The organism is Microbacterium sp. ISL-103 (genome assembly GCF_018613995.1).
In the GTDB taxonomy this organism is placed as follows: domain Bacteria; phylum Actinomycetota; class Actinomycetes; order Actinomycetales; family Microbacteriaceae; genus Microbacterium.
Window position 1 is genome coordinate 1 of sequence record NZ_JAGGPD010000431.1, and the last position, 2,437, is coordinate 2,437.

Genomic DNA, 2,437 nt, shown 5'->3' on the forward strand with positions numbered 1-2,437 from the left:
GCGACCTCGAGCAGCAGAGTCGACTTGCCGACGCCGGGCTCGCCGCTCAGCAGGATCGCCGCACCCGGCACGATGCCGCCGCCGAGCACCCGGTCGAACTCGCCGACGCCGCTCGTGCGACGAGGAGCGTCTTCGGTGGTGATCTGCGTGATCGGCCGTGCGGCCTTCGCCGCGGTCGGCGCGAGAGGCGTGATGCGACTCAGGATGCCGGTCTGCGCGCCCTGCTCCTGCACGGTGCCCCACTGCTGGCACTCGGCGCATCGACCGACCCATTTCGCCGTCGTCCACCCGCATTCGGTGCAGACATATGCGGGAGGGGCAGGTTTTCGGGTGGCCATGCAGCCAGGCTATCGCCGGGATCGGACATCCCTATCGCCTCGGGCATTATTCACGGCCGAACCACTCGATGTCGCGCAACCGCCACGGGATACTGGATTCATGGCCAATGGCGGGCCCGTCTGCGGGCCGATCTCGACGTTCTCACGGGTGCGGATCCTGCACCTGCTCTTCGAGGGCGGCGGGCAGTTCGACGCAGGGTCAGAGAAGACGCGGGCCGGGCGCACGATCGGTGAGCTGTGCGAGGCGACGGGGCTGCACCCCAACACGGTGCGCGAGCACCTGCAGCGCCTGATCGAGGGCGGCTACGTCATTCAGGCGAGCGAGCACCGCACCACCCGCGGGCGTCCGCGCACGCTCTACAGCGCCGCCACCGGCACCGCCGAGGCCTCCAGCCCCATCGCCCGGAACAAGGCGAAGGCCGCTGCCGTGCGCGGCGACCTGCTGCGCCGAGTCATCCCCACATCTGCCTCCGCTCTCGATCGCGACGCGATCTACCAGCTGGATGCCCTGGTCGAACACTTGGAGGAGAGCGGCTTCGAGCCCGTCGTCGATGACGAGCAGCTCACCGTCGATCTCAGCCCGTGCCCGCACGCCGCGGGTCGCGCCGAAGACCGTCCGATGCTGTGCTCCGTGCACCTCGGCCTCATGCAGGGGGTGCTCACCGAAGCCGGTGGGCCGCTCGCCGCCGAGGCCGTGCGCACCTCCGCCCTGCCGGCGGACTGCACCGTGCAGCTGCGCCTGACGGAGATGACCGCCGCCTAGGCGAGCGTCTGACTTATTCACGGCCGGCAGCCCCTCGGAGGCGGCAGGCCGGTCGTTAGCGTGGCACCCGGCGCACAGAAGAACAAGGGCACGGAAGAAGGAGCGGCACATGGAATGGCTAGACCCACTGGTCCTGTCTCGATGGCAGTTCGGTCTGACGACCGTCTACCACTACCTGTTCGTGCCGCTGACGATCGGAATGGCGCTCGTCGCCGCGATCTTCCAGACGGCGTGGGTGCGCACCGGCAAGGTGCAGTACCTGCATCTGACGCGCTTCTTCGGCAAGATCTTCCTGATCAACTTCGCCATGGGCGTGGTGACGGGCATCGTGCAGGAGTTCCAGTTCGGCATGAACTGGTCGGACTACTCGCGCTTCGTCGGTGACGTCTTCGGCGCCCCGCTCGCCTTCGAGGGGCTGCTGGCGTTCTTCTTCGAGGCGACCTTCATCGGCCTCTGGATCTTCGGCTGGGACAAGCTGCCGCAGAAGCTGCACCTCGCCACGATCTGGTGCGTCTCGATCGGCAGCATCCTGTCGGCGTACTTCATCATCGCCGCGAACGCCTTCATGCAGAATCCGGTCGGCTACGTCTTCAACCCCGAGACCAACCGCGCCGAGCTCACCGACTTCTGGGCGCTGCTGACGAATCCCGTCGCGCTCGCCGCCTTCCCGCACACGATCTTCGGTGCGCTGATGTTCGCCGCCGGTGTCGTGATCTCGGTCTCGGCCTGGCACCTGGCACGCGGCCAGCACTTCGACACCATGCGCATCTCGCTCAAGTTCGGCCTGTGGGCGATGATCGTCTCGACCGCCGGTGTCGTGCTCACGGGTGACCAGCTGGGCCTTGCGATGTACGCCGCGCAGCCGATGAAGATGGCCGCGGCCGAGGCGACGTTCAACACGGTGTGCGGACCGGATGCCTCGTTCAGCCTCTTCACGCTCGGCACCCCCGACGGCAGCTCCGAGCTGTTCTCGATCCGCCGGCCGTATCTGCTCTCGCGGCTGTCGACGCACACGTTCGACGCCTGCGTGCACGGCATCAACGACCTCAACGCCGAGTACGCCACGACCTTCGCCGACACGGGCCTCACCGAGTTCGCACCGGTGCTCTGGGTCACGTACTGGGCGTTCCGCTGGATGATCGGCCTCGGCATGGCCGCAGCCCTCGTGGCTGTCGTGGGCCTCTGGGTCACCCGCAAGGGCGCGAAGAACCCGCCCGCACCGTGGATGTGGAAGCTCGCGATCTGGTCGTTCCCGCTCGCACTCGTCGCCAACATCATGGGCTGGGTCTTCACCGAGATGGGCAGGCAGCCCTGGATCGTGTTCGGGCTCATGACC

At 67.5% G+C, this 2,437-nt stretch carries 2 protein-coding genes and 1 pseudogene; 2 read left to right on the top strand and 1 reads right to left on the bottom strand.

The window, feature by feature from the left end; translation table 11 throughout:
- Nucleotides 1–338, bottom strand: a pseudogene (locus J7E68_RS15120) (DNA repair protein RadA); the annotation flags it as partial.
- A gap of 100 nt (nucleotides 339–438) precedes the next feature.
- On the opposite strand from J7E68_RS15120, the gene J7E68_RS15125 reads away from it, so the two are divergent.
- Entirely contained in the window at nucleotides 439–1,101 is a 663-nt protein-coding gene (locus J7E68_RS15125; RefSeq protein ID WP_215173953.1) for a metalloregulator ArsR/SmtB family transcription factor, read from the top strand.
- A gap of 109 nt (nucleotides 1,102–1,210) precedes the next feature.
- On the top strand, nucleotides 1,211–2,437 hold a 1,227-nt coding region (locus J7E68_RS15130), incomplete at its 3' end, for a cytochrome ubiquinol oxidase subunit I (RefSeq protein ID WP_215173955.1).